Annotated in this window: 23 protein-coding genes; 18 read left to right on the top strand and 5 right to left on the bottom strand. The window is 73.4% G+C overall.

All coding sequences use genetic code 11. The annotated features are described in order from the left end of the window. Positions 1 to 409 precede the first annotated feature (409 nt). Positions 410 to 1,492: a LacI family DNA-binding transcriptional regulator gene (locus ACZ7G3_RS17755; RefSeq protein WP_470926552.1), complete on the top strand. Its 1,083-nt coding sequence runs from the start codon at positions 410 to 412 to the stop codon at positions 1,490 to 1,492. Positions 1,493 to 1,710: 218 nt separating this feature from the next. On the opposite strand, the gene ACZ7G3_RS17750 is transcribed toward ACZ7G3_RS17755, so the two are convergent. Both ACZ7G3_RS17750 and ACZ7G3_RS17745 read right to left on the bottom strand, forming a co-directional pair. Further along, positions 1,711 to 2,382 carry a ThuA domain-containing protein gene (locus tag ACZ7G3_RS17750; protein ID WP_470926550.1) on the bottom strand — a complete coding sequence of 224 codons (672 nt, stop codon included), beginning with the start codon at positions 2,380 to 2,382 and terminating at the stop codon, positions 1,711 to 1,713. A 58-nt stretch (positions 2,383 to 2,440) separates the two neighbouring features. Then, a complete protein-coding gene (locus tag ACZ7G3_RS17745) occupies positions 2,441 to 3,094 on the bottom strand; it encodes a hypothetical protein (RefSeq protein ID WP_470926549.1) in 654 nt (217 codons plus the stop codon). 60 nt (positions 3,095 to 3,154) lie between these two features. On the opposite strand from ACZ7G3_RS17745, the gene ACZ7G3_RS17740 reads away from it, so the two are divergent. Together ACZ7G3_RS17740 and ACZ7G3_RS17735 are read left to right on the top strand one after the other, a co-directional pair. Then, a complete protein-coding gene (locus tag ACZ7G3_RS17740) occupies positions 3,155 to 3,784 on the top strand; it encodes a VOC family protein (RefSeq protein WP_470926547.1) in 630 nt (209 codons plus the stop codon). A 238-nt stretch (positions 3,785 to 4,022) separates the two neighbouring features. Then, positions 4,023 to 4,427 (top strand): VOC family protein, encoded by a 405-nt coding sequence (locus ACZ7G3_RS17735; RefSeq protein WP_470926545.1) that lies wholly within the window; start codon positions 4,023 to 4,025, stop codon positions 4,425 to 4,427. On the opposite strand, the gene ACZ7G3_RS17730 is transcribed toward ACZ7G3_RS17735, so the two are convergent. Both ACZ7G3_RS17730 and ACZ7G3_RS17725 read right to left on the bottom strand, forming a co-directional pair. Continuing rightward, positions 4,407 to 5,096: a helix-turn-helix domain-containing protein gene (locus tag ACZ7G3_RS17730; protein WP_470926543.1), complete on the bottom strand. Its 690-nt coding sequence runs from the start codon at positions 5,094 to 5,096 to the stop codon at positions 4,407 to 4,409. The two genes, ACZ7G3_RS17735 and ACZ7G3_RS17730, sit on opposite strands and share 21 nt — an antisense overlap. Positions 5,097 to 5,106: 10 nt before the next feature. Then, complete coding sequence (locus ACZ7G3_RS17725) at positions 5,107 to 6,042, bottom strand: AraC family transcriptional regulator (protein ID WP_470926541.1); 936 nt, start codon at positions 6,040 to 6,042, stop codon at positions 5,107 to 5,109. A gap of 82 nt (positions 6,043 to 6,124) precedes the next feature. Here ACZ7G3_RS17725 and ACZ7G3_RS17720 point away from each other — a divergent pair, with 82 nt between their 5' ends. Further along, positions 6,125 to 6,991 carry an NmrA family NAD(P)-binding protein gene (locus tag ACZ7G3_RS17720; protein ID WP_470926539.1) on the top strand — a complete coding sequence of 289 codons (867 nt, stop codon included), beginning with the start codon at positions 6,125 to 6,127 and terminating at the stop codon, positions 6,989 to 6,991. A 360-nt stretch (positions 6,992 to 7,351) separates the two neighbouring features. Here ACZ7G3_RS17720 and ACZ7G3_RS17715 read toward each other — a convergent pair whose 3' ends face one another. Continuing rightward, a complete protein-coding gene (locus ACZ7G3_RS17715) occupies positions 7,352 to 8,485 on the bottom strand; it encodes a YihY/virulence factor BrkB family protein (protein ID WP_426599401.1) in 1,134 nt (377 codons plus the stop codon). A 99-nt stretch (positions 8,486 to 8,584) separates the two neighbouring features. On the opposite strand from ACZ7G3_RS17715, the gene ACZ7G3_RS17710 reads away from it, so the two are divergent. From ACZ7G3_RS17710 to ACZ7G3_RS17645, 14 genes are all read left to right on the top strand, one after another. Then, positions 8,585 to 10,234 carry an acyl-CoA dehydrogenase family protein gene (locus ACZ7G3_RS17710; protein ID WP_470926536.1) on the top strand — a complete coding sequence of 550 codons (1,650 nt, stop codon included), beginning with the start codon at positions 8,585 to 8,587 and terminating at the stop codon, positions 10,232 to 10,234. Positions 10,235 to 10,507: 273 nt separating this feature from the next. After that, on the top strand, positions 10,508 to 11,797 hold the full coding sequence (locus tag ACZ7G3_RS17705) for a GAF domain-containing protein (RefSeq protein ID WP_470926535.1): 1,290 nt from the start codon (positions 10,508 to 10,510) through the stop codon (positions 11,795 to 11,797). Between the two features lie 323 nt (positions 11,798 to 12,120). Continuing rightward, on the top strand, positions 12,121 to 13,425 hold the full coding sequence (locus ACZ7G3_RS17700) for a hypothetical protein (protein WP_426599404.1): 1,305 nt from the start codon (positions 12,121 to 12,123) through the stop codon (positions 13,423 to 13,425). An 80-nt stretch (positions 13,426 to 13,505) separates the two neighbouring features. Beyond that, entirely contained in the window at positions 13,506 to 14,078 is a 573-nt protein-coding gene (locus ACZ7G3_RS17695) for a GNAT family N-acetyltransferase (RefSeq protein ID WP_426599405.1), read from the top strand. Positions 14,079 to 14,228: 150 nt separating this feature from the next. After that, the gene (locus tag ACZ7G3_RS17690; RefSeq protein ID WP_351391960.1) at positions 14,229 to 14,312 is read left to right on the top strand and encodes a putative leader peptide; all 84 of its coding nucleotides are present in this window, start codon (positions 14,229 to 14,231) and stop codon (positions 14,310 to 14,312) included. 129 nt (positions 14,313 to 14,441) lie between these two features. Continuing rightward, a complete protein-coding gene (sirA, locus tag ACZ7G3_RS17685; protein ID WP_470926532.1) occupies positions 14,442 to 16,139 on the top strand; it encodes a sulfite reductase SirA in 1,698 nt (565 codons plus the stop codon). Further along, the gene (locus ACZ7G3_RS17680; RefSeq protein ID WP_003972819.1) at positions 16,136 to 16,315 is read left to right on the top strand and encodes a hypothetical protein; all 180 of its coding nucleotides are present in this window, start codon (positions 16,136 to 16,138) and stop codon (positions 16,313 to 16,315) included. The genes sirA and ACZ7G3_RS17680 overlap by 4 nt, the downstream gene beginning before the upstream one ends. Beyond that, complete coding sequence (locus ACZ7G3_RS17675; RefSeq protein ID WP_470926531.1) at positions 16,312 to 17,022, top strand: phosphoadenylyl-sulfate reductase; 711 nt, start codon at positions 16,312 to 16,314, stop codon at positions 17,020 to 17,022. The genes ACZ7G3_RS17680 and ACZ7G3_RS17675 overlap by 4 nt, the downstream gene beginning before the upstream one ends. A 1-nt stretch (position 17,023) precedes the next feature. Further along, on the top strand, positions 17,024 to 17,602 hold the full coding sequence (cysC, locus tag ACZ7G3_RS17670; protein WP_426599409.1) for an adenylyl-sulfate kinase: 579 nt from the start codon (positions 17,024 to 17,026) through the stop codon (positions 17,600 to 17,602). Further along, a complete protein-coding gene (cysD, locus tag ACZ7G3_RS17665) occupies positions 17,599 to 18,537 on the top strand; it encodes a sulfate adenylyltransferase subunit CysD (RefSeq protein ID WP_426599410.1) in 939 nt (312 codons plus the stop codon). Before cysC ends, cysD begins: the two co-directional genes overlap by 4 nt. Positions 18,538 to 18,539: 2 nt before the next feature. Beyond that, positions 18,540 to 19,895, top strand: a complete 1,356-nt coding sequence (locus tag ACZ7G3_RS17660; RefSeq protein ID WP_470926528.1) for a sulfate adenylyltransferase subunit 1 — start codon at positions 18,540 to 18,542, stop codon at positions 19,893 to 19,895. A gap of 266 nt (positions 19,896 to 20,161) precedes the next feature. Then, positions 20,162 to 21,265: an aliphatic sulfonate ABC transporter substrate-binding protein gene (locus tag ACZ7G3_RS17655; protein ID WP_470926526.1), complete on the top strand. Its 1,104-nt coding sequence runs from the start codon at positions 20,162 to 20,164 to the stop codon at positions 21,263 to 21,265. A 36-nt stretch (positions 21,266 to 21,301) separates the two neighbouring features. Beyond that, positions 21,302 to 22,096, top strand: coding sequence for an ABC transporter ATP-binding protein (locus tag ACZ7G3_RS17650; RefSeq protein ID WP_470926525.1), 795 nt, complete (start codon positions 21,302 to 21,304; stop codon positions 22,094 to 22,096). Next, a complete protein-coding gene (locus tag ACZ7G3_RS17645) occupies positions 22,083 to 22,979 on the top strand; it encodes an ABC transporter permease (RefSeq protein ID WP_426599414.1) in 897 nt (298 codons plus the stop codon). Before ACZ7G3_RS17650 ends, ACZ7G3_RS17645 begins: the two co-directional genes overlap by 14 nt. Positions 22,980 to 22,983: the final 4 nt, after the last annotated feature.

Raw genomic sequence — 22,983 nt, 5'->3', positions numbered from 1 at the left:
ATGTTCCGCATGGGCGTGCGTGAGGCCCGACCGGGCGTGTGCGACCGGCAGGACCGATTCGCCTCACCCGGAACCTCCTCACCGAATCCCCTCATTCCTTCACCCGGGTAGCTCAACGAGCCAGCGGCCCGGCGGTTCCGCCGGGCGGCGAATCGGATACGGGAAGCACGCTCTCCCTCGCCGTCGCGCCGAGGGGCAGGGGCGCCCCGCGCCAGGAGAGACCGCGAGAAGGCCGAGAAGGTCGAGAAAGCCGGGAGGGCCGGGAGGGCCGGGAGGGCCGAGAAGGCCGACCGCCGCTGCGCCGATGTTCCCCGAGGCCGCCCTCGCTCTTCCCGCCGTGGTACGGCGAACCTAGTATAGGAAGCGCTTTCTACCCGGGCCCCGGGCGGGCCGGAGAGGTGGTTGACCGATGGTCCGTACCGCGGGTGCGAGCACGTCGGCCGGGCCGACGCTGGCGGTCGTGGCCCGGGAGGCGGGGGTCTCGGTGCCGACCGCGTCCAAGGTGGTCAACGGCCGCGAGGACGTGGCACCCGAGACCCGCCGGCGCGTCGCGGAGGCACTGGACCGGCTCGGCTACGTACGCAGACCCCGCTACGATCCCACGCGCGCGCCCCGGCTGGTCGACCTCGTCATGCACTCCCTGGAGAGCTCCTGGTCGGGCGCGGTACTGCACGGAGCGGAGGAGGCGGCGTACGACGCGGGGCTGGAGGTCGTGGTGTCGGCGGGCCTGGACCGCTCCAGGACCGGCCCTCAGGAGAAGCCGCGGCCGGAGCGGGACCGGCTGGACAGGCTCCTCGTGCGCGGTTCCTCCGGAGTGCTGTTCAGCCTGGCCGAACTGACCGCCGCCCAGTACGCCTGGCTGGAGCACCACCGCGTCCCGTTCGTGATGATCGACCCGGCGGTGGAGCCGCCGCCGGGCGTGGTGTCCGTCGGCGCGGCGAACTGGCAGGGCGGGGTCACGGCGACCGAGCACCTGCTGCGCCTCGGTCACGAACGGATCGCCGTCGTCGCCGGTGAGCGGCACAGGCTGTGCAGCAGCGCGCGGGTCGCGGGCTACCGTTCCGCCCTCGCCGCGGCGGGTGTGCACCATCGCCCCGAGTACGTCCGCCACGCCGGGTTCGACCGGGCCGCGGCCCGCAGCCGCATGCGGGAGCTGCTCGACCTGCCCGTCCCGCCGACCGCCGTGTTCGCCTGCTCGGACGCGATGGCCCTCGGCGTGTACGAGGCCCTGGCCGAGCGGGACATGACGGTGCCGGCCGACATGAGCGTGGTCGGTTTCGACGACCTGCCCGAGGCCCGCTGGGTCACGCCGGCCCTGACCACGGTCCGCCAGCCCCTCTCCGAGATGGCGGCCACCGCCCTGCGCCTGCTGCTGCGCATGATGGACGGTCACCACCCGGAGAGCACCCGCACGGAACTCTCGACCCGCCTGGTGGAACGCGCGAGTACGGCACCGCCGCGCACGGCGGGGGGATCCGCCGGCGAGGGCTGATCAACCTCCCCCGCGCCAAGTGTTCTGGTGGTCGGCACGGCGGTCGGCAGGGCAGGTCGGCCCGCCGGCCCTGCTCCCGGCCGCCGCGGCACTGCCGGCGGACGGGCCGCTGCCGCACGGGCCGGGCGACCGGCTGACGGCAAGAGCAGAGCGCCCCAGAACCGCGCGCCCCAGAGCAGAGCGCCCCAGAGCGTCGCGGTGTCCGCGCGGCGGGCTCGTCACTCGCGAGAGGGGCCGGCGGCCCGGTCCGTGCGTGCCGCCCAGGCGATGCCGCCCCTCAGGTGGGCACGGAAGTCCGGGTCGGTGTAGGCGTCGGCGGCGTGGCCGAGGGCCGTGTAGAAGACGCGGCCCGCGCCCTGGTCGCGGCACCAGACCAGTGGATGGTCACCGCCCATGCCGCCGCCCTCGTACGACGACTCGTCGGCGCGGGCGAGGACGCGGACCGCACCGCGCGGGTTGCTGCGGAAGTCGTACCACTCGTCCGTGAACTCCCAGCCGGCGGGCAGGTTCCGGGTCGCGGGGTGGTCGCGGTCCTCGACGACCACCCGGCCCGGCTGGTAGGCGGGGTGGCGGTCGAAGCGGGCGCCGAGCAGTTCGCCGTAGTACGGCCAGTCCTCCTCGGTGCAGGCCGCCGCGTGCACGCCGACGAAGCCGCCGCCCGCCTCGACGTACGCGGCGAGCCGGGCGCGCCCGGCCGGGGTGAGCACCTCGCCGCTGGTGGAGAGGAAGACGACGGCGGCGTACCGGTCGAGGGGCCGCTCCAGGACCGCCGGATCCTCCGTGTGGTCCGCCTCGAACTCCCCCAGCGTTCCGACGGCGTCGACCGCGTCCGGGATGGAGTCGTGGCGGTAGGCGGTGGTGCGCGTGTAGAGGAGCAGTCTGGGTGCCATGCCGCAGACCCTAGATCGCCGGGCCGGACGGTGGGGCGGGTTCAACGGTGGGGCGGGTTCAACCGCCCACGTCCACGTTGTTGTCGGGAGCACCGTCGCCGACCGGGGGCAGGTCGCCGCGCTCCACCGGTGCGCCGGGCGCCGGCTCGGCGGAGGGCAGGAGATCGGCGGCTTCGGCGTCGTCGGGGCGGTGGGCGGCCAGGGCCGCCCCACGCAGGACGTCGCGCGGTACGGCGCCCGCCTCGCCGGAGGCACGCACGACGTGGCCCTCTCCGGGCACGGCGTACTCGTGTCGCCCGGCGCCGGTGCGGTACCAGGCGTCGCCGTCGCGCTCGCAGGTGGTGCGCTCGCCGGACATGTCACCGACGGGCTGCTCGGGGCAGGTGGCGGCCGTGATCGAGCCCCGGTCGACGGAGAGGCGCAGCTGGGCGCCGGTCTCGCGGGAGACCCAGGTGGCGGAGAAGCCGTCGTCGCCGAGGACGCCGACGGACTGCCGGGCCAGGGTGAACCCGGGGGCCTCGATGACGTGGACCAGTTCGGGCGCGACGCCCAGGGCATGTGCGCGGGCGTCGAGTTCTCCCCGGCCGGCGGCCTCGGCCGTGCGCGCGGAGGTGCCGGACGCGGGGTCGGCGTCCGCCTTCTCGGAGCCGCAGGCGGTGAGCAGCAGAGGTGCCAGCAGCAGCACCGGCAGGACGCGCGTGGGACGGGTCATACGGCCATCCTGCCGCACAGGCGTTCCGCAGCCGGGCCGGGCCGCCTACGCTCGGCCGGGATGAACGCGCTTCCCGCACTGCTGGACCACCTGGTCCTGGCGACCCCCGATCTGGCGACGACGGTCGCCGACTTCACCCGGCGCACCGGTGTCGCCCCCGCGCCCGGCGGTACGCACCTCGGGCTCGGCACCCGCAACCACCTCGTGGGGCTGGGCGGCGCCGGCTACCTGGAGATCATCGGCCCCGATCCGGACCAGCCGCCGCCGGACGGCCCGCGCCCCTTCCGGATCGACCGGCTCACCGCGCCGCGGATCGTGACCTGGGCGATCCGCCCGCCCGACCTGGACGCGGCGGTGGCGTCGGCCCGGGCCCGCGGCCACGACCCCGGCACGGTACGCCCGATGAGCCGCCGCCGAGCCGACGGCACACTCCTGGAGTGGCGCCTGACCGACGGCGCCCACCCTTCCGGTCTGGTGCCCTTCCTCATCGACTGGGGCGCCACGCCCCATCCCTCGGCGGGTCTGCCCGTCACTCCCCTGCGGGCCCTCACGGCGACGGCCACGGACCCGGCGGGGATCCGCCCGCTGCTGTCCGCCCTCGGCACCGCACTGCCGCTCACCGCCGGTCCCACGGGCCTGCGCTGCACGGTGGACACGCCGCGGGGCCCGGTGTCGTTCGGCCCGGCGTGACACGGCCGGGACGACAGGCCCGGTGCGGTTCAAGTGACTTGAGGGGCTCCTGAGGCACGGGCGTACCTCGCTACGGTCTCCCGCGCCCGTTTCCCGCGTGTCCCTTTCCCACGCCCGTCTCCCCCACACCCCCGCTTCCCACACCCCCGCTTCCCACACCCCCGCTTCCCACACCACCGCTTCCCGCGTGTCCGATTCCTTCAAGACCGGCCGCGCACGCCCTGCCTACGGTGGCCCCATGACCGCACGATTCAACGCCATCGGCCTCGTCGTCTCCGACATGGCCGCGTCCGTGACCTTCTACCGCCGGCTCGGTTTCGCCTTCCCCGAGGGCGCCGAGCACGGTCCGCACGCCGAGGCCGGGTTGCCGGGCGGGATCCGGCTGCTGCTCGACACCGAGGAGTCCGTCCGCTCCTTCACGCCCGACTGGCAGCCGCCGGCCGGTGGCGGACGGCACTCGCTCGCCCTGCTGTGCGACACGCCCGCCGAGGTCGACACGCTCTACGAGGAGCTGACCGGCGCCGGCTGCCACGGCGAGCGCAAGCCCTGGGACGCGCCCTGGGGGCAGCGGTACGCCGTCGTGAACGACCCGGACGGCCACGGCGTCGACCTGTTCGCGCCGCTAGCCGCGCCGGGCCAGTAGCTCCCCGGGCGCCACGCCCGTCAACTCCCGTACGTCCCGCGTCAGATGAGCCTGATCCGCGTAACCGGCCCGGGCGGCCGTCTCGGCGAGGGGCGTGCCGGCGCGGGCCAGGGCGAGGGCGCGCTGCAGCCGCAGGACGCGGGCCAGCGTCTTGGGTCCGTAGCCGAAGGCGGCCAGGGAGCGGCGGTGCAACTGGCGTGCGCTCACACCGAGTTCGTCAGCGGTGGCGGAGACCGGGCGGCCCCCGTCGAGAGCGGCCACGATGCGGCGCAGCAGCGGGTCGGGGGGCCCGGTGTCGGCGGCCCGGGACAGCGCCGCCTCCTCCAGGCCGCTCGCCGGGTCGGGGGCCGCGTTCACCCGCGCGGCCAGTCGCCGCGCCCGGGCGGACGGCCAGAGGTCGGTGAGGTCGACGCGCCGGTCGCGCAGTTCGTGCGCGGGGACGCCGAGGAGGGCGGGCGCGGTGCCGGGGTGGAAGCGGACGCCCGCCCAGGTGCCCGGCGCTCCCTCGGTGACGTGGGCACGGGTGTCGGGGCCCGCGACCAGCAGGCGGCCGTCGTACCAGAGCAGGTCCATGCAGCCGTCGGGCAGGACGCGTCCGGTGCCGGGCGCGGTCGGGGTGTTGGTCCACACCACCGCGCCGGTCAGCCGGGATGCCCGTTCCGCGTACACGGGTGCCAGGCTACGCCGCCGGGGTGCGGTACTCCTGCGGGCTGACGCCGTACACCCGTTTGAAGGCCGTGGACAGGGCGAACGCGCTGCCGTAGCCGACCTGGCGGGCGATCGCGCCGAGTGTGTCGTCGGTGTCGCGCAGCCGGTCGGCGGCGACGGCGAGCCGCCAGCCGGTGAGGTACGCCATCGGGGGTTCGCCCACCAGGTCGGTGAAGCGCCGGGCGAGCGCGGCGCGGGAGACCCCGGCCTCGGCGGCGAGGGACGCCACCGTCCAGGGGTGCGACGGGTCGTCCTGGAGCAGCCGCAGTGCCCGGCCGACGACCGGGTCGCCCAGGGCCCGGTACCAGGTGGGCGGCTCGGCCCGCGGACCGGCGAACCAGGCCCGCAGCGCGGCGATGACGAGCAGGTCGAGGAGTCGGTCCAGGACCACCTCCTGGCCCGGCTCGTCCCGGGTGACCTCCGTCATCAGCAGGGGCGTCAGCGGGCAGTCCCACTGGTCGGACGTGAGGGACAGCAGCGGCGGCAGGGCGTCCAGCAGCCGGCCGCCGATCTCGCCGCGCACCAGGTAGGTGCCGATCAGCAGCACCGCGCCGCCGTCGGTCCGGTCGCCCCAGGTGCGCACACCGAGGTCCATCGAGCCGTTGAGGGGGCGTCCGTCGGGGTAGCTGCACTCCCCGCCCGGCAGGATCACCGCCTGCGGCGGGGTGCCGGGGTCGTCGGCGCAGGTGTACGGGTCGGGGCCGCGCGCGATGGCGAGGTCGCCGGCCCGCAGCCGCAGCCGCTCCCCCGTGTCCTGCACGATCCAGGCGTCGCCGCGGACCGGCAGCATCACCGTCAGCGGCGCCCGGTCCTCGACGCGCACGGCCCACGGCGGGTCGAAACAGGCGCGGATCATGAACGCGCCACGGGCACGGGGGCCCTCCAGCAGGCCGGCGAGTGCGTCCATGGCGTCACAGCCTAGACGCACGCGCATGCCGGCGAGTCGTTCGACGATGGGAACGCGGGGCGCCCGGCAGTTGACTGAAGCCATGACACACATGACGGACACGAACACAGGCGGGGACATGACGGTCGTGGTCACGGGGGCCTCCGGCCGGACCGGGCGGCGGGTGGCCGAGGCGGCGCGGGCGGCCGGGCTGACCGTGCGGGCGGCGTCCCGGGCGACCGGCTTCGACTGGCGGTCCCGGTCGACCTGGGCGGACGTCCTGCGCGGCGCCGACGCGGCCTACCTGGCCTACCCCACCGACGTCGGCGCTCCCGACGCCGCCGGGGCGGTCGGGGAGCTCGCGCGGGAGGCGGCGGGGCTCGGAGTACGGCGGTTGGTGCTGCTGTCGGCGCGGGGCGAGGACCAGGCGCGGCCCACCGAGGAGGCGCTGGCCGGGGCGGGCGTGGACTGGACGGTCGTACGGGCCGCGTGGTTCGCCCAGAACTTCAGCGAGGGGCCGCTGGTGGAGGAGTTGCGGCAGCGCGGGGAGCTGGTGTTCCCGGCCGGTGACGTGGCCCGGGAACCGTTCGTGGACCTGCGGGACGTCGCGGACGTGGTGGTGGCCGCGCTGGCCTCCGGTGACCGGTACGCCGGGCGGGTGCTGGAGGTCTCGGGGCCGCGCCTGCTGACCTTCGCGGAGGCGGTCGCCGAGATCGCGGAGGTGACGGGCCGCGCGCTGACGTACCGGGCCGTCCCGCCGCGCGAGTACGGCGAGAACCTGGCCGGGTTCGGGGTGCCGGAGGAGGAGGTCGCGTTCCTCGTGGGGCTGTTCGGCACCCTGCTCGACGGCCGCAACGCCCATCTGTCGGACGGGGTCCAGCAGGTGCTGGGCCGTGCGCCGAGGGACTTCGGGGACTTCGTACGGGAGGGCGCTGCGGCGGGGACGTGGCGGGCCGGGGACGTGGCGTAGCCGCCCCGGCCGGCCAGCGGTGCCGCCGGCCAGCGGTGCCCGAGCCCGGCACGCGGCGCCCGCAGCACGGCGCCCGGCAGTCGCCCCGGCCCGGCGGACGGCATCCCGGCCGCGAGGGGTGCCCCGACCGCTTGGGCCCGGCGAGCACACACGGTCGCGGCGACCCGAGGGCCCGCCCGGCCCCGCGGAGGACCCGGGCCGGCACGCGGCGCCCGCAGCACGGCGGGCGACGGACGGTGGTCAGCGTGCGACGGGCGACGGGCGGTGATCACCGGCGACGGGCGAGGGGCGGCAGGCCGCACCGCCGGGCCCGCTCCTCGCGCACACGGCGAGCGTGCCGGGAGCCCTGCCGGACCGGGCCTACGAGGCCTCCGGCTTGTTGTGGTTCACGGGCGGCGCGTTCTTCACGTGGGTGCGCAGGCGGGACGTGACGTCCTCCGGGGGCAGGAAGCGGGACCAGCGTTCCGGGAACTCGGAGGGCATGTCGGGGTCCGCCTCCCCGTTCGCGGCGGTGCGGGCGACGTACTCGGCGACCTGGGCCTGCCGCAGCCGCTCGTTGGCCTCGCGGGCCGCGGCGGTGGCGGCGGCCGGCCAGACCCGGTCGATGGCCGCGTTGACCGCGGCACCGACGAGGACCGCGAAAGCGGACACGCCGATCCACAGCAGCACGGCGACGGGCGCGGCGAGCGAGCCGTAGATGGTGGGGCCCTCGACGGTGCTGGTCAGGTAGATGCGCAGCAGGAAGCTGCCGAGCACCCACATGGCGAGGGCGACCAGCGCGCCGGGTACGTCCTCGATCCACGGGGAGCGCACGGGCACCGACACGTGGTACAGCGTGGTCAGGAACGCCACGGACAGGATGATGACGACCGGCCAGTACAGCACTTGGACGACCGTCGTCGACCACGGGACGACGCGCACCACGGCGTCCGGGCCGGCCACCATCAGCGGCAGCGCGACGGACCCGATCAGCAGGGCCACGAGGAACAGCAGGAAGGCCATCAGGCGGGTCTTGACGATCCCCCGGACGCCGTCGAGGCCGTACATCACGGTGATGGTGTCGATGAAGACGTTCACCGCGCGGGAGCCCGACCACAGGGCGAACAGGAAGCCGAGGGAGATGACGTCGGGCCGGCCGCCCTTCATCACGTCGTCCAGGATCGGCTCGGTGATCTGCTCGACGCCCCGCTCGGAGAGCACCGCGCGGGAGGCGTCCAGGATGTTGGTGCGCAGGCTCTCGGTGGTGTCGGCGCCGATCCACAGGTCGACGTAGCCGAGCAGGCCGATGACGCTCAGCAGCAGGGGCGGCACCGACAGCAGGGTGAAGAACGCGGCCTCGGCGGCCAGGCCGAGGATGCGGTACTCCATGCACGAGTTGACCGTGTCCTTGAGCAGCAGCCAGGTGGTCCTGCGTTTGGAGACGTTCCGGTACAGAACCCGGGCACGATGGAGCCGGCCGGAGGGCCGTTCGGGAGATTCACTTGCTGGCTGCACGTCCTAAAGGTATCCGCCGCCGGAGGTGGCACTCATCCGCGGACGCCCGCCGCACCGTACCGGCCCCCCGCCGGCCCCCGACACGGTAGGTTCACGGTCATGGCAGGCAGTACCCACACCGTGACGAATCAGGCCCCGCCGCTGGTCGGCTACGACGTCTTCACCGCCGACCGGGCCCTGACGGCCGCGGTCGAACGGCATCTGGCACCCGAGCTCCGCGAGGAGGCGCTGGCGGAGCTGTCGGGCCTGGGCCGCGGCTGCGGGTCGGTACAGACCCAGGAGTGGGGCGCGCAGGCCAACGAGAATCCGCCGGTGCTGCGCACGCACGACCGCTACGGCCACCGCGTCGACGAGGTGGACTTCCACCCGGCCTGGCACCGGCTGCTGGGCAAGGGTGTCTCGGCCGGGCTGACAGCGGCCTGGTCGCGGCCGGGCGGACACGTGCGGCGTGCCGCCGGTTTCCTCATGTGGACCCAGGTCGAGGCGGGCAACGGCTGCCCGCTGTCGATGACCCACGCGGCGGTGCCGGCCCTGCGCGCCGATCCGGAGCTCGCCGCGCGGTGGGAGCCGCTGCTGACCTCCCGGGTCTACGACCGGGAGCTGCGGCCGGCCCACCTGAAGGCCGGGGCGCTGTTCGGGATGGGCATGACGGAGAAGCAGGGCGGCAGCGACGTACGGGCGAACACCACCTCGGCGCGCCCGCTGGCCGAGGACGGCACGTACGAGCTGACCGGGCACAAGTGGTTCTGCTCGGCGCCGATGTCGGACGGGTTCCTGGTGCTGGCGCAGGCCCCGGGCGGGCTGACCTGCTTCCTGGTGCCGCGCGTGCTGGCGGACGGCACCCGCAACGTGTTCCTGGTCCAGCGGCTGAAGGACAAGCTGGGCAACCGGTCCAACGCCTCCGCCGAGGTCGAGTTCGCCGGAACCTGGGCGCGCCGGGTCGGCGAGGAGGGCCGCGGGGTGCGGACCATCATCGGCATGGTGGCGGCGACCCGGCTCGACTGCGTACTGGGGTCGGCGGGCCTGATGCGGCAGGCCGTCGCGCAGGCGGTGCACCACTGCACGTACCGGGAGGTCTTCGGCGCGAAGCTGGTCGACCAGCCGCTGATGCGCAACGTCCTCGCGGATCTCGCGGTCGAGTCGGAGGCGGCCACCACGCTCGCGCTGCGGCTGGCGGCGGCCTACGACGCCGCCGAGGGGGGCGACGAGCGGGAGCGGGCGCTGCTGCGGCTGGCGGTGCCGGCGGCCAAGTACTGGGTGACCAAGCGGTGTGCGCCGGTGGCGGTGGAGGCCGCCGAGTGCCTGGGCGGCAACGGGTACGTCGAGGAGTCGGGGATGCCCCGGCTGGTGCGCGAGTCGCCGCTGAACTCGATCTGGGAGGGCGCCGGCAACGTGCAGGCGCTGGACGTGCTGCGGGCACTCGGACGGGAGCCGCTCGCGATGGACGCGTATCTGACGGAGGTGGGCCTGGCACGCGGCGCCGATCACCGTCTGGACGCGGCGATCAGGGGTCTGCTGACGGAGCTGGCCGATCTGGGGGCCGCCGAGGGGCGGGCGCGGCGGCTGGTGGAGCGGCTGGCGCTGGTGCTCCAGGGTTCGCTGCTGGTCCGGTACGCGCCGCCGGAGGTCGCCGACGCGTTCTGTGCCGCGCGGCTGGGCGGTGACGGGGGCGCGGCCTTCGGCACGCTGCCGCCGACGCTGGATCTGGCGTCGGTGGTGGAGCGGGCCCGTCCGGTGGCCGTGGCCTGATTTCATCGGGTGAAGCGGGGGTGGTGCTGCGCCGACACGGCACCACCCCCGCCACACAGGCCTGTGCAGGCCGCGTACGCCGCTCGGGGCGACGTGGTTCAAGTTTGTACACCGGTACGGCCGCCCACCAGGGTTGCAGGGGGTTGCAACTTGCTGCGGGCCGTGTGCGGACTGTGTCCCCGCGTCCCGGGCAAGCGGTCGGTATCAGACGAACATCCAAGTATCCGAACATCCGAGTATCCGAACATCCGGCTTCCGGGAGGACGGGGACCAGTGGCGCTCTCGCCGATGGACGTGACGCAGTTCGCCGCCGTCGACACGGCGCGCGCGGCGCGGATGCTCAACGAGGTCCGCTCCGCCAGGCTCTCGGGCGGGCGGGCCCCGGTGGCGCCGCGGCCGGTGATCGAGCAGTCCTGGGACCGGGTGCTGCGCAGCGGTGTCGATCCCGAGCACGACTTCCGCTCCGGGCTGCTGGCCCCCGAGGAGGTGCGGCGGCGGCGGGAGGCCTCGGAGCTGCGGCACGTGCTGCCGGTGCTGCGGGAGGGCCTGTTGTCGGTCGCGGACGTCGCGCACCACATCATGGTGGTCGCCGACCACGAGGGCCGGGTGCTGTGGCGGGAGGGCAGCGCGCGGGTGCTGCGCAAGGCCGACGGCCTCGGCTTCGAACTCGGGGCGGACTGGCGGGAGGAGGTCGTCGGCACCAACGGAGTGGGCACGCCCGCGGTCACCCGGCGCCCCGTACAGGTCTTCGCCTCCGAGCACTTCGTCCGGTCCCAGGCGACCTGGACCTGCGCCGGAGCGCCCATCACCGACCCGCGCAGCGGCCGGCTGCTCGGCGTGGTCGACGTGAGCGGGCCGCTGGAGACGATGCACCCGGCGACGCTCGCCTGGGTCGACTCGGTGGCCAAGCTCTCCGAGGCCCGGCTGCGCGAGCTGCACATGCTGTCGCTGGAGCGGCTGCGGGCGGTGGCCGCGCCGGTGCTGGCCCGGCTCGGCGGACGGGCCGTGGTGACGGACCGGGACGGCTGGACGGCGGCGGTGACGGGGATGCCGTACCTGGACCGGGTGGCACTGCCCAAGCCCCCCGCGGCGGGGCCGAGGTGGCTGCCGGCGCTCGGCGCGTGCACCGTGGAGCCGCTGGGTGAGGGCTGGCTGGTACGGGCGGCCGAGGAGCCGGTACCGCTCGGTGCCACCCGGATCGTGCTGGAGCTCGGGCAGCCGCGCCGCTGGTCGGTCCGGGTGCTGGGCGGCGCGGAGGCCTGGGCCCGGGAACTGAGTCCCCGGCACGCCGAGTTGCTGTACCTGCTCGCCGTCCACCGCGCCGGCCGCAGCGCGGCGGGGCTGGCCGAGGACGTGTTCGGCGACCCGGCCCGCACGGTGACGGTACGGGCCGAGATGTCGCGGGTGAGGAGGTACCTCGGGGCCTACCTGGAACACCGGCCGTATCGTTTCTGTGAAGACGCGGAGGTCGAGGTGGTCCTCCCGGACGACCCGCGCGACCTGCTCCCCCACTCGACGGCACCGGCGGTCGTGGCACGCCGGGCGTCGCTGCCGACACCCTGAGCCTCCGTGCCCCCTGGGGGCGGGCGCGGCCCGCGGGGAGCGCGGGGAGCCGCGCGACCAGCCACGACGCACCGGCGTCCGCCGCCCGGCCCGCCCCACCCGAGCTCCGCCGCACGCCCCGCCGCCGGGTTCCCGTCCGCCGGCCACGCGTCAGCGCCGGTCCGTCCCGGATGACCGGAAAGGCGGTTTGTTTTCGCATATTTGCATCGTCCGCGTCCACGGACCCGTCCGTCTGTCGTAGCATCCTCTACGGACCGCCCATCCGCTCCTCGGTCAACGTGACCACCGTCGAGCCCAGTTGGTCCGGCGCCCGTGGAGGTTCGATGAAGCATCGCGGCAGACACCGCCGACGCAGGCGGGGCAGGGCGCTGCGCGCCGCCCTGACCGGGGCGGCCCTCGCACTGACGGGCGCCGCCACGCTGATCAGCGCCTCGCAGGCCACGGTCGCCGACGACCCCGGCGCCCTGGAGCCCCTCACCTCCGCCGCCGAGACCGGCGCACTGCGGCTGACGGAGCACCGCGTGCCGCAACCCTGGCTCGACCGGCTCTCCGCCGCGATGGGTGCACCGGTGGGCGTCGACACCGTCCTCGGCTCCACCGACCACACGCTGCGCGAGGCCGCCGACTGCACGGCCGGGGAACGGGAGGCCCTGCCGGTCTCCCCCGCGGCCACCCGCGCCTACTGCTGGGGCGACGACACCGAGGGCTGGCGCCCCGGCGCGGTCACCACCTCCGGGGACGCCGACGAGGACGGCCGCTGGGGCGCCCACCGCGTCGTCCTCTCCGCCTGGACCCGCGACGACGGCACGCCCGAGGGCGGCCTCGCCCGGGTCTCCTTCGTCGACGCCGACGATCCCGACCGCCTCGGCTACACCTCCGCGCTCCTCGCCGTCCCGGTCGACGGCGGCCAGGACTACCGAGGGCTCGCCTCCCCCGTCTCCGGCATGGTCTGGTACCAGGACAAACTGCTGGTCACCGCGGGCTCCGGGGACCGCGAAGCGCTGTACGCGTACGACCTGGACCGGGTCCAGCGCGCCACCACCGACGCGGACTCCGTCGGGCGGGTGCCCGGAGGCTGGGCGGCGGACGGCCACCCGTACGTGCTGCCCGCCGTCGCCTCGTACCGGCTCTCCGACACCTCCGGGGCCGCGCGTCCCGGCGCGATCTCCCTTGACCGCGGCACGGCCCCCGACAGCCTGGTGGCGAGCGAGCGGGTGCCCGCGGACGGTGACCGCCCCACCCGGTTGTGGCGCTACGCGCTCAGCACGGACCCGGCCCGCACCGGGCTGCCGGCCGTCGACTCCGCCGGACACGTCGACGCGGTGGAGGCGTACGAGACCGGGGCGACCGAGGTGAGCGGTGTGCTGTCGTACCGCCCGGCCGGCACGGCACGGACCGACTGGTACCTGGGGCGCTCGGCCGGCGGGCACGACGGGCGCGGAACCCTGTGGCGCCAGGACTCGGAGGGTGCCCGGGCCACGGAATGCGGTGCGGACCGCTCCCAGCGGTGCTGGAGCGGCGCGGTGGGCTCCCTGTCCTACTGGGGGCAGACCGGCGAGGTCTGGTCGCAGTCGGACCGCATGCTGTTCGCGTTGCCGATGGCCTCGATCGAGGACGCGCTCGACTGACGGCCGCCGGATCCCCGGGCCGCGCGGGCCGCGCGGGCGGGGATCGACAGATCCGCGGGCCGGATGGTTCCCTGCTCGTCATGACCAACATCGCCGTGACCACCTGGTCCCTGGAGCAGACGGCGCCGACCGATCTGCTGCCGGCCCCCGCACCGGAAGGGGACGTCCGGATCGCTCGCGCCGAGGTGCCCTCCCCCGAGTTCAGCCGCTTCCTGTACGCCTCGGTGGGGGGCGACATCCGCTGGACGGACCGGCTCGGCTGGAGCTACGCGCGCTGGCGGGAGCACCTGGAGCGGCCCGGCGTCGAGACCTGGGTCGCCTACGACCACGGCACGCCCGCCGGATACGTGGAGCTGACGCCCGGGGACGACGGGGTCGTGGAGATCGAGTACTTCGGCCTGATCCCGGCCTTCCGGGGCCGGCGCATCGGCGGCCACCTGCTCTCGTACGGGACCGCCCGCGCCTGGGACCTGGCGGACCGGTGGCCGGGGCTGGCCGCGACCAAGCGGGTGTGGCTGCACACGTGCAGCAAGGATGGCGCATACGCGATGGACAACTACCAGCGCCGCGGCTTCCGTCTGTTCGACACCAAGGTCGAGGAGGAGGCGGAGGTGGCCGCTCCGGGACCCTGGCCCGGGGCGTTCCCCGCCTGACCCGCCGGCCGTCCGCCGCCTGGCCCGTCGGCCCTCCACCGGCGGGCCGTCCTGTGACCCACGACACCCTTGTCTCGTTCTACGAGACAAGGGTGTCCGCATTTTGGAAGAAGCTGGACTGCGTCCAGATCGCCGTGCCACGCTTCCGCCATGCCTGGAACTGGAATTGCCTTGGTGAGTCGGCGGCACGTCGACCTCGGCCGCATGTCCAGCGCCATCTGTCCGGTCCGCTGAGAGCCCGCTCCAGCACCACCGGATTCCCTGCATTCGCCTCCCCCCGCGCAATGACGCGCATGCCTGCCCATGCGCCCGTACGCGCAGGTAAGAGCCGCTTTCCGCCTGTCCCGAAGGACGTGTCACGCCATGGCCGCCACCCCGCCGAAGCCTGCTGCCGCGACCCCCCGCCGCAAGGTGAGCCGTCACCGCGGCGAGGGTCAGTGGGCCGTAGGTCACTTCACCCCGCTCAACGGCAACGAGCAGGTCAAGAAGGATGACGACGGTCTCAACGTACGGACACGTATTGAGACGATCTACTCCAAGCGGGGTTTCGACTCGATCGACCCGAGCGACCTGCGCGGACGGATGCGCTGGTGGGGGTTGTACACCCAGCGCAAGCAGGGCATCGACGGCGGAAAGACGGCCGTCCTGGAGCCGGAGGAGCTCGACGACAGCTACTTCATGCTGCGCGTCCGCGTCGACGGCGGTGCGCTGACCACCGCGCAGCTGCGGGTGATCGGCGAGATCTCGCAGGAGTTCGCGCGCGGCACGGCCGACATCACCGACCGGCAGAACGTCCAGTACCACTGGATCCGGATCGAGGACGTGCCCGAGATCTGGAACCGCCTGGAGGCCGTCGGCCTGTCCACGGTCACCGCCTGCGGCGACACGCCCCGCGTCATGATCGGCTCCCCGGTGGCGGGCATCGCCGAGGACGAGATCATCGACGGCACGCCGGCCCTGGAGGAGATGAAACGCCGGGTCCTGAACAACCCCGCGTACTCGAACCTGCCGCGGAAGTTCAAGACCGCGATCTCCGGGTCGCCGGTGCTGGACGTGGTGCACGAGATCAACGACGTCGCCTTCGTCGGCGTCGAGCACCCCGAGCACGGGCCGGGCTTCGACCTGTGGGTCGGCGGCGGCCTGTCCACCAACCCCAAGCTGGGCGTCCGCCTCGGCGCCTGGGTGCCGATCGAGGACGTCCCGGACGTCTACGAGGGCGTCATCTCCATCTTCCGCGACTACGGCTACCGGCGGCTGCGCAACCGCGCCCGCCTGAAGTTCCTCGTCGCCGACTGGGGCCCGGAGAAGTTCCGCCAGGTACTGGAGGACGAGTACCTGCAGCGGAAGCTGACCGACGGCCCGGCGCCCGCGGACCCGACCAGCCGCTGGCGCGACCACATCGGCGTGCACCGGCAGAAGGACGGCCGCTACTACGTCGGCTTCGCCCCGCGCGTCGGCCGCGTCGACGGCACCACCCTGACGAAGGTCGCCGACCTGGCGGAGGCGCACGGCTCGGGCCGCGTGCGCACCACGGTCGAGCAGAAGATGATCATCCTCGACGTCGAGCAGGGGCAGGTCGACTCCCTGGTCGAGTCCCTGGAGGCGCTGGACCTCACCGCCCGGCCCTCCACCTTCCGGCGCGGCACCATGGCCTGCACCGGCATCGAGTTCTGCAAGCTCGCGATCGTCGAGACGAAGGCGCGCGGCGCCTCGCTGATCGACGAGCTGGAGCGCCGGCTCCCCGAGTTCGACGAGCCCCTCACCATCAACCTCAACGGCTGCCCGAACGCCTGCGCCCGCATCCAGACCGCGGACATCGGTCTCAAGGGCCAGCTGGTCCTCGACGACCGGGGCGAGCAGGTCGAGGGCTACCAGGTGCACCTGGGCGGCGCGCTCGGCCTGGAGCCCGGCTTCGGCCGCAAGGTGCGCGGCCTGAAGGTGACGGCGGAGGAGCTGCCGGACTACGTGGAGCGCGTACTCAAGCGCTATCAGGCCGAGCGCGAGGACGGCGAGCGGTTCGCCACCTGGGCGGCCCGCGCCTCCGAGGAGGCCCTGTCGTGAGCGAGCGCGCCGCGCCCTTCTACTGCCCCTACTGCGGCGACGAGGACCTGCGTCCCGGCGAGCAGGGACACGGGGCCTGGGAATGCGGGGCGTGCAACCGCGCATTCCAGTTGAAGTTCCTCGGGCTGCTCGCCCGGGGTCTTCAGCCCAACTCCACGGGAGGGGAACCGATATGACGGCGGTTCAGGAAGAGCGTACGACCGAGGAACTCAAGGCACTCGCCGAGCGTGCGGGCCGCGACCTGGAGGACGCGTCCGCGCTGGAGATCCTCCAGTGGGCCGCCGACACCTTCGGCAGCCGCTTCTGCGTGACCTCCTCCATGGAGGACGCGGTCGTCGCCCACCTCGCCTCCCGCGCCCTGCCCGGCGTGGACGTGGTGTTCCTCGACACCGGCTACCACTTCCCGGAGACCATCGGCACCCGGGACGCGGTGGAGGCCGTGATGGACGTGAACGTCATCACGCTCACCCCGCGGCAGTCCGTCGCCGAGCAGGACGCCGAGTACGGCCCGAAGCTGCACGACCGCGACCCCGACCTGTGCTGCGCGCTGCGCAAGGTGCGACCGCTGGAGGAGGGCCTGAAGGGCTACCAGGCCTGGGCGACCGGCCTGCGCCGCGACGAGTCCGAGACCCGGGCGAACACGCCGGTCGTCGGCTGGGACGAGAAGCGGGGCAAGGTGAAGGTCTCGCCCATCGCGACATGGTCACAGGAAGATGTGCAAACGTACGTCGCCGAGCACGGTGTCCTCACCAACCCGCTGCTGATGGACGGCTATGCCTCCGTGGGCTGCGCGCCCTGCACCCGCCGTGTGCTGGAGGGCGAGGACGCCCGCGCCGGCCGCTGGGCGGGCCGCTCCAAGACCGAGTGCGGACTGCACGGCTGACATGACGACGATCACCGGACCATCGAGAAACAGGGAGAACCACGTGACGACCGGAGCCACCGTCTGGCTCACGGGTCTGCCCAGTGCCGGCAAGACCACCATCGCCCACGAACTGGCCGGCCGGCTCCGCGAGGAGGGCAACCGCGTCGAGGTCCTGGACGGCGACGAGATCCGCGAGTTCCTCTCGGCGGGCCTCGGTTTCAGCCGCGCGGACCGGCACACCAACGTGCAGCGCATCGGCTTCGTCGCCGAACTGCTCGCCCGCAACGGCGTCACGGCGCTGGTCCCGGTGATCGCCCCGTACGCGGACAGCCGGGACGCGGTCCGGGAACGCCACGAGGCGAACGGCACGGCGTACGTGGAGGTGCACGTGGCCACCCCGGTCGAGGTGTGCTCGGTGCGCGACGTGAAGGGCCTGTACGCCAAGCAGGCCGCGGGTGAGCTGACGGGGCTCACCGGGGTCGACGACCCGTACGAGGAGCCCGTCAAGCCCGACCTGCGCATCGAGTCGCAGGACCAGACCGTCCAGGAGTCCGCCGCGGCGGTCCACGCCCTGCTCACCGAAAGGGGACTGGCATGACGACGTCCGTGGCCACAGTGGAGGAGGGTACGGCCGGTCCGTACGCCCTCTCCCACCTCGACGCCCTCGAGTCCGAGGCGGTGCACATCTTCCGCGAGGTGGCGGGCGAGTTCGAGCGGCCGGTGATCCTCTTCTCCGGTGGCAAGGACTCCATCCTCATGCTGCACCTGGCGCTGAAGGCGTTCGCCCCCGCGGCGGTGCCGTTCTCCCTGCTGCACGTCGACACCGGGCACAACTTCCCCGAGGTCCTCGACTACCGCGACCGCACGGTCGAGAAGCACGGGCTGCGCCTGCACGTGGCCTCCGTGCAGGACTACATCGACCGGGGAGTGCTCAAGGAGCGCCCGGACGGCACCCGCAACCCGCTGCAGACGCTGCCGCTGACCGAGAAGATCCAGGCGGAGAAGTTCGACGCCGTCTTCGGCGGCGGGCGCCGCGACGAGGAGAAGGCCCGCGCCAAGGAGCGGGTGTTCTCGCTGCGCGACGAGTTCTCCCAGTGGGACCCGCGCCGCCAGCGCCCCGAGCTGTGGAACCTGTACAACGGCCGGCACGCCCCCGGCGAGCACGTCCGGGTCTTCCCGCTCTCCAACTGGACCGAGCTGGACGTGTGGCAGTACATCGCGCGTGAGGGCATCGAACTGCCGGCGATCTACTACGCCCACGAGCGCGAGGTCTTCGGACGCAGCGGCATGTGGCTGACCGCCGGCGAGTGGGGCGGCCCGAAGGACGGCGAGACGGTGGTCAAGCGGCGGGTCCGCTACCGCACCGTCGGCGACATGTCCTGCACCGGCGCCGTCGACTCCGACGCCGACAGCATCGAGAAGGTGATCGCCGAGATCGCCGTCTCCCGGCTCACCGAGCGCGGTGCGACCCGCGCCGACGACAAGATGTCCGAGGCCGCGATGGAAGACCGCAAGCGCGAGGGGTACTTCTAGCCATGACCAGCACCACCGAACCCACCGAGCCGCCGGCGGCCTGGCAGCTGTCGGAGACCACCCTGCTGCGGTTCGCCACCGCCGGGTCCGTCGACGACGGCAAGTCCACCCTGGTCGGCCGTCTGCTGCACGACTCCAAGTCGGTCCTCGTCGACCAGTTGGAGGCCGTGGAGCGCGCCTCCGCGAGCCGCGGCCAGGAGGCCCCGGACCTCGCGCTGCTCACCGACGGCCTGCGGGCCGAGCGCGAGCAGGGCATCACCATCGACGTGGCCTACCGCTACTTCGCCACCCCGCGCCGCCGGTTCATCCTGGCCGACACCCCCGGGCACGTGCAGTACACCCGGAACATGGTCACCGGCGCCTCCACGGCCGAGCTGACGGTGATCCTGGTCGACGCCCGCAACGGCGTCGTCGAGCAGACCCGCCGGCACGCCGCGATCGCCGCCCTGCTGCGGGTCCCGCACGTCGTCCTCGCCGTCAACAAGATGGACCTGGTCGACTACGCGGAGCCCGTGTTCGCCGCCATCGCCGAGGAGTTCACGGCGTACGCCACCGAGCTGGGCGTCCCGGAGGTCACCGCGATCCCGATCTCGGCGCTCGCCGGTGACAACGTGGTGGAGCCGTCCGCGGTCATGGACTGGTACGGCGGCCCCACCGTGCTGGAGCACCTGGAGACCGTCCCGGTCAGCCACGACCTGGCGCACTGCCACGCCCGGCTGCCCGTGCAGTACGTGATCCGCCCGCAGTCCGCCGAGCACCCCGACTACCGCGGCTACGCGGGCCAGATCGCCGCCGGCACCTTCCGGGTCGGAGACGAGGTGAAGGTCCTGCCGTCCGGTCGCACGTCGCGGGTGGCCGGCATCGACCTGCTGGGCGAGCCGGTCGACGTCGCCTGGACGCCGCAGTCGGTGACGCTGCTGCTGGACGACGACATCGACGTCTCGCGCGGCGACCTGATCGTGCCCGCCAAGGACGCGCCGGCCACCACCCAGGACGTGGAGGCCACGGTCTGCCACGTCGCGGACGCCCCGCTCACCGTCGGCCACCGGGTCCTGCTCAAGCACGGCACCCGCACGGTCAAGGCGGTCGTCAAGGACATCCCGGCCCGGCTCACCCTGGACGACCTGTCCCTGCACCCGCACCCCGGGCAGCTCGTCGCCAACGACATCGGCCGGGTGAAGATCCGTACGGCGGAGCCGCTGCCCGCCGACTCCTACGCCGACTCGCGCCGCACCGGTTCGTTCATCCTGATCGACCCGAACGACGGCACCACGCTCACCGCGGGCATGGCCGGCGAGTCCTTCGCCACGCCCGAGCCGGTCAAGGACGAGGCGGACGACGACGGGTGGGACTTCTGAGCATGGGCTCCCCCGACTTCTACTCCACGTTCGCGAAGGAGGGCGGCCGCGTCGGCAGCGGCGCCCTCGGCTGGGGGTGCCCCCGAACGGAGTTTGGGGGAGGGCAGGGCGGAGTGGCGCGATGTGGGCGGTGACCTACGCGCACCGCTCGCGCGCCCACACCCCCCACCCGCACAGCCGAAGACCTGCCGACCCCCCGGCCACGACCTGACGCATCGGACGAACCGACAGGCGTGCGAGCCGGACCAACGAGAGGAACACCTCCCGTGCCTGCCACCACCGCCCTGCGCCGCACCCTCGCGGCCCTCGCCGCCCTCCCGCTGCTGGCCCTCGCCGGCTGCGGGTACGGCTCGCAGGCCAAGGACGACGACACCGCGAAGGTCGCGGCGGGCGCCGAGAAGATCGACGGTCTCGACTCCGTCCGGATCGGCTACTTCGGCAACGTCACCCACGCCACTCCCCTGGTCGGCAACCAGAAGGGCTTCTTCCAGAAGGAGCTGGGCGCCACCGAGGCGAAGTACGCGGTCTTCAACGCGGGCCCGTCCGAGATCGAGGCGCTGAACTCCGGCTCCATCGACATCGGCTGGATCGGCCCGTCGCCGGCGATCAACGGCTACGCCAAGTCGGACGGCAAGAACCTGCGGATCATCGGCGGTTCGGCCTCCGGCGGGGTGAGGCTGGTGGTGAACCCGGACAAGATCAAGTCGCTGAAGGACGTCAAGGGCAAGCGCATCGCCACCCCGCAGCTGGGCAACACGCAGGACGTGGCGTTCCTCAACTGGATCGCCGAGCAGGGCTGGAAAGTCGACGCGCAGAGCGGAAAGGGCGACGTGACGGTCGTCCGCAGCGACAACAAGGTGACGCCGAACGCCTTCGCGTCCGGGTCCGTCGACGGCGCCTGGGTGCCGGAGCCCACCGCGTCCCGGCTGGTCGCCCAGGGCGGCAAGGTACTGCTGGACGAGTCGACGCTGTGGCCGGACGAGGAGTTCGTGATCACGAACATCATCGTGCGCCAGGAGTTCCTCGAGGAGCACCCCGACGTCGTCGAGGCGGTGCTGAAGGCCTCGGTCGACACCAACGAGTGGATCGGGGCCCACCCCGACGAGGCCAAGGCCGCGGCGAACAAGCAGCTGGAGAAGGACACCGGCAAGGCACTGCCGGCCGACGTCCTGGACCCGGCGTGGAAGTCGATCCGGCTCACCGACGACCCGCTGGCCGCCACCCTCGACGCCCAGGCGGACCACGCCGTCCAGGCGGGCCTGCTGCAGCAGGCCGACCTCGAGGGCATCTACGACCTCACGCTGCTCAACAAGGTCCTCAAGGCCAAGGGTGAACCCGCGGTCGACGACGCCGGTCTCGGCGTCCAGTAGGCGCGGACCCCGACCATTCCTCAGGAGGTGACGACCATGGCCACGACCACGACCCTCGCCAAGGCCGACGAGGGCACCGAGGCGGCCACGCACGCCGCCCGGATCGAGCACGTCTCGAAGTCGTTCACAGGCCCCGCCGGGCGGCAACTCGTACTGGACGACATCACCCTAGATGTGGCGCCCGGCGAGTTCGTCACCCTCCTGGGGGCTTCCGGCTGCGGCAAGTCCACGCTGCTGAACCTGGTGGCGGGCCTGGACAAGCCGAGCGCCGGCGCGATCACCACGGACGGGCGGCCGGCCCTGATGTTCCAGGAGCACGCCCTGTTCCCGTGGCTGACCGCGGGCAAGAACATCGAACTCGCCCTGAAACTCCGCGGCGTGCCCAAGTCCGAGCGTCGCGACAAGGCGGAGGAACTGCTCGAGCTCGTCCGGCTGAAGGGCGCGTACGGCAAGCGGGTGCACGAGCTGTCCGGCGGTATGCGCCAGCGGGTCGCGATGGCCCGGGCGCTCGCCCAGGAGAGCAAGCTGCTGCTGATGGACGAGCCGTTCGCGGCGCTGGACGCCATCACGCGGGACGTGCTGCACGACGAGCTGACACGGATCTGGCGCGAGACGAACCTGTCCGTCCTGTTCGTCACGCACAACGTGCGCGAGGCCGTCCGGCTCGCCGAGCGCGTGGTGCTGCTGTCCTCCCGTCCGGGGCGCGTGGCGCGGGAGTGGACGGTCGGCATCCCGCAGCCACGCCGCATCGAGGACACCGCCGTGGCGGAGCTGTCCGTCGAGATCACCGAAGAACTGCGTGGGGAGATCCGCCGCCATGGCCAGCACTGACACGACGCGCCCCGCGAAGGACGGCGGCGATCTCGCCGGTCTGGAGGCGGGCCTGGACGCACTGGAGACGGTGCAGCAGGGCCGCAAGCCCTTCCGGCAGACCTTCGTGGAGAAGATCCTGCCGCCCACCGTCGCCGTCCTCCTGGTGCTCGCGGTGTGGCAGGGACTCGTCTCCTTCCGGATAGTCGACGACCCGACCAAGCTGCCCGCCCCGTCCGACGTGTGGGACGTGGTCCGCCAGGCCTGGCTCCAGGGCGAGCTGCTCGGCTACATCTGGACCAGCGTCTCGCGCGGCCTGCTCGGCTTCTGCCTCGCCCTGCTGATCGGCACCCCGCTGGGGCTGCTGGTGGCGCGGGTGAAGTTCGTGCGCGCGGCGATCGGCCCGATCCTGTCCGGCCTCCAGTCGCTGCCGTCGGTGGCCTGGGTGCCGCCGGCCGTGATCTGGCTCGGCCTGAACAACTCGATGATGTACGCCGTCATCCTGCTCGGCGCGGTGCCGTCCATCGCCAACGGCCTGGTGTCGGGCGTCGACCAGGTGTCCCCGATCTTCCTGCGCGCCGGCCGCACCCTGGGCGCGACAGGGCTGAAGGGCACCTGGCACATCGTGCTGCCGGCCGCGCTGCCCGGCTATGTGGCGGGTCTGAAGCAGGGCTGGGCGTTCTCCTGGCGGTCGCTGATGGCCGCCGAGATCATCGCCTCCTTCCCCGACCTCGGGGTGGGCCTCGGCCAGCTGCTGGAGAACGGCCGCAACGCCAGCGACATGGCCATGGTGTTCGAGGCGATCCTGCTGATCCTGTTCGTCGGCATCGCCATCGACCTGCTGATCTTCAGCCCGCTGGAGCGGTGGGTGCTGCGCAGCCGCGGCCTGCTGGTGAGGAGCTGAGGCA

It is taken from the genome of Streptomyces sp. NPDC037271 (assembly GCF_055603605.1).
This window is presented reverse-complemented; position numbering and strand designations above follow the sequence as displayed.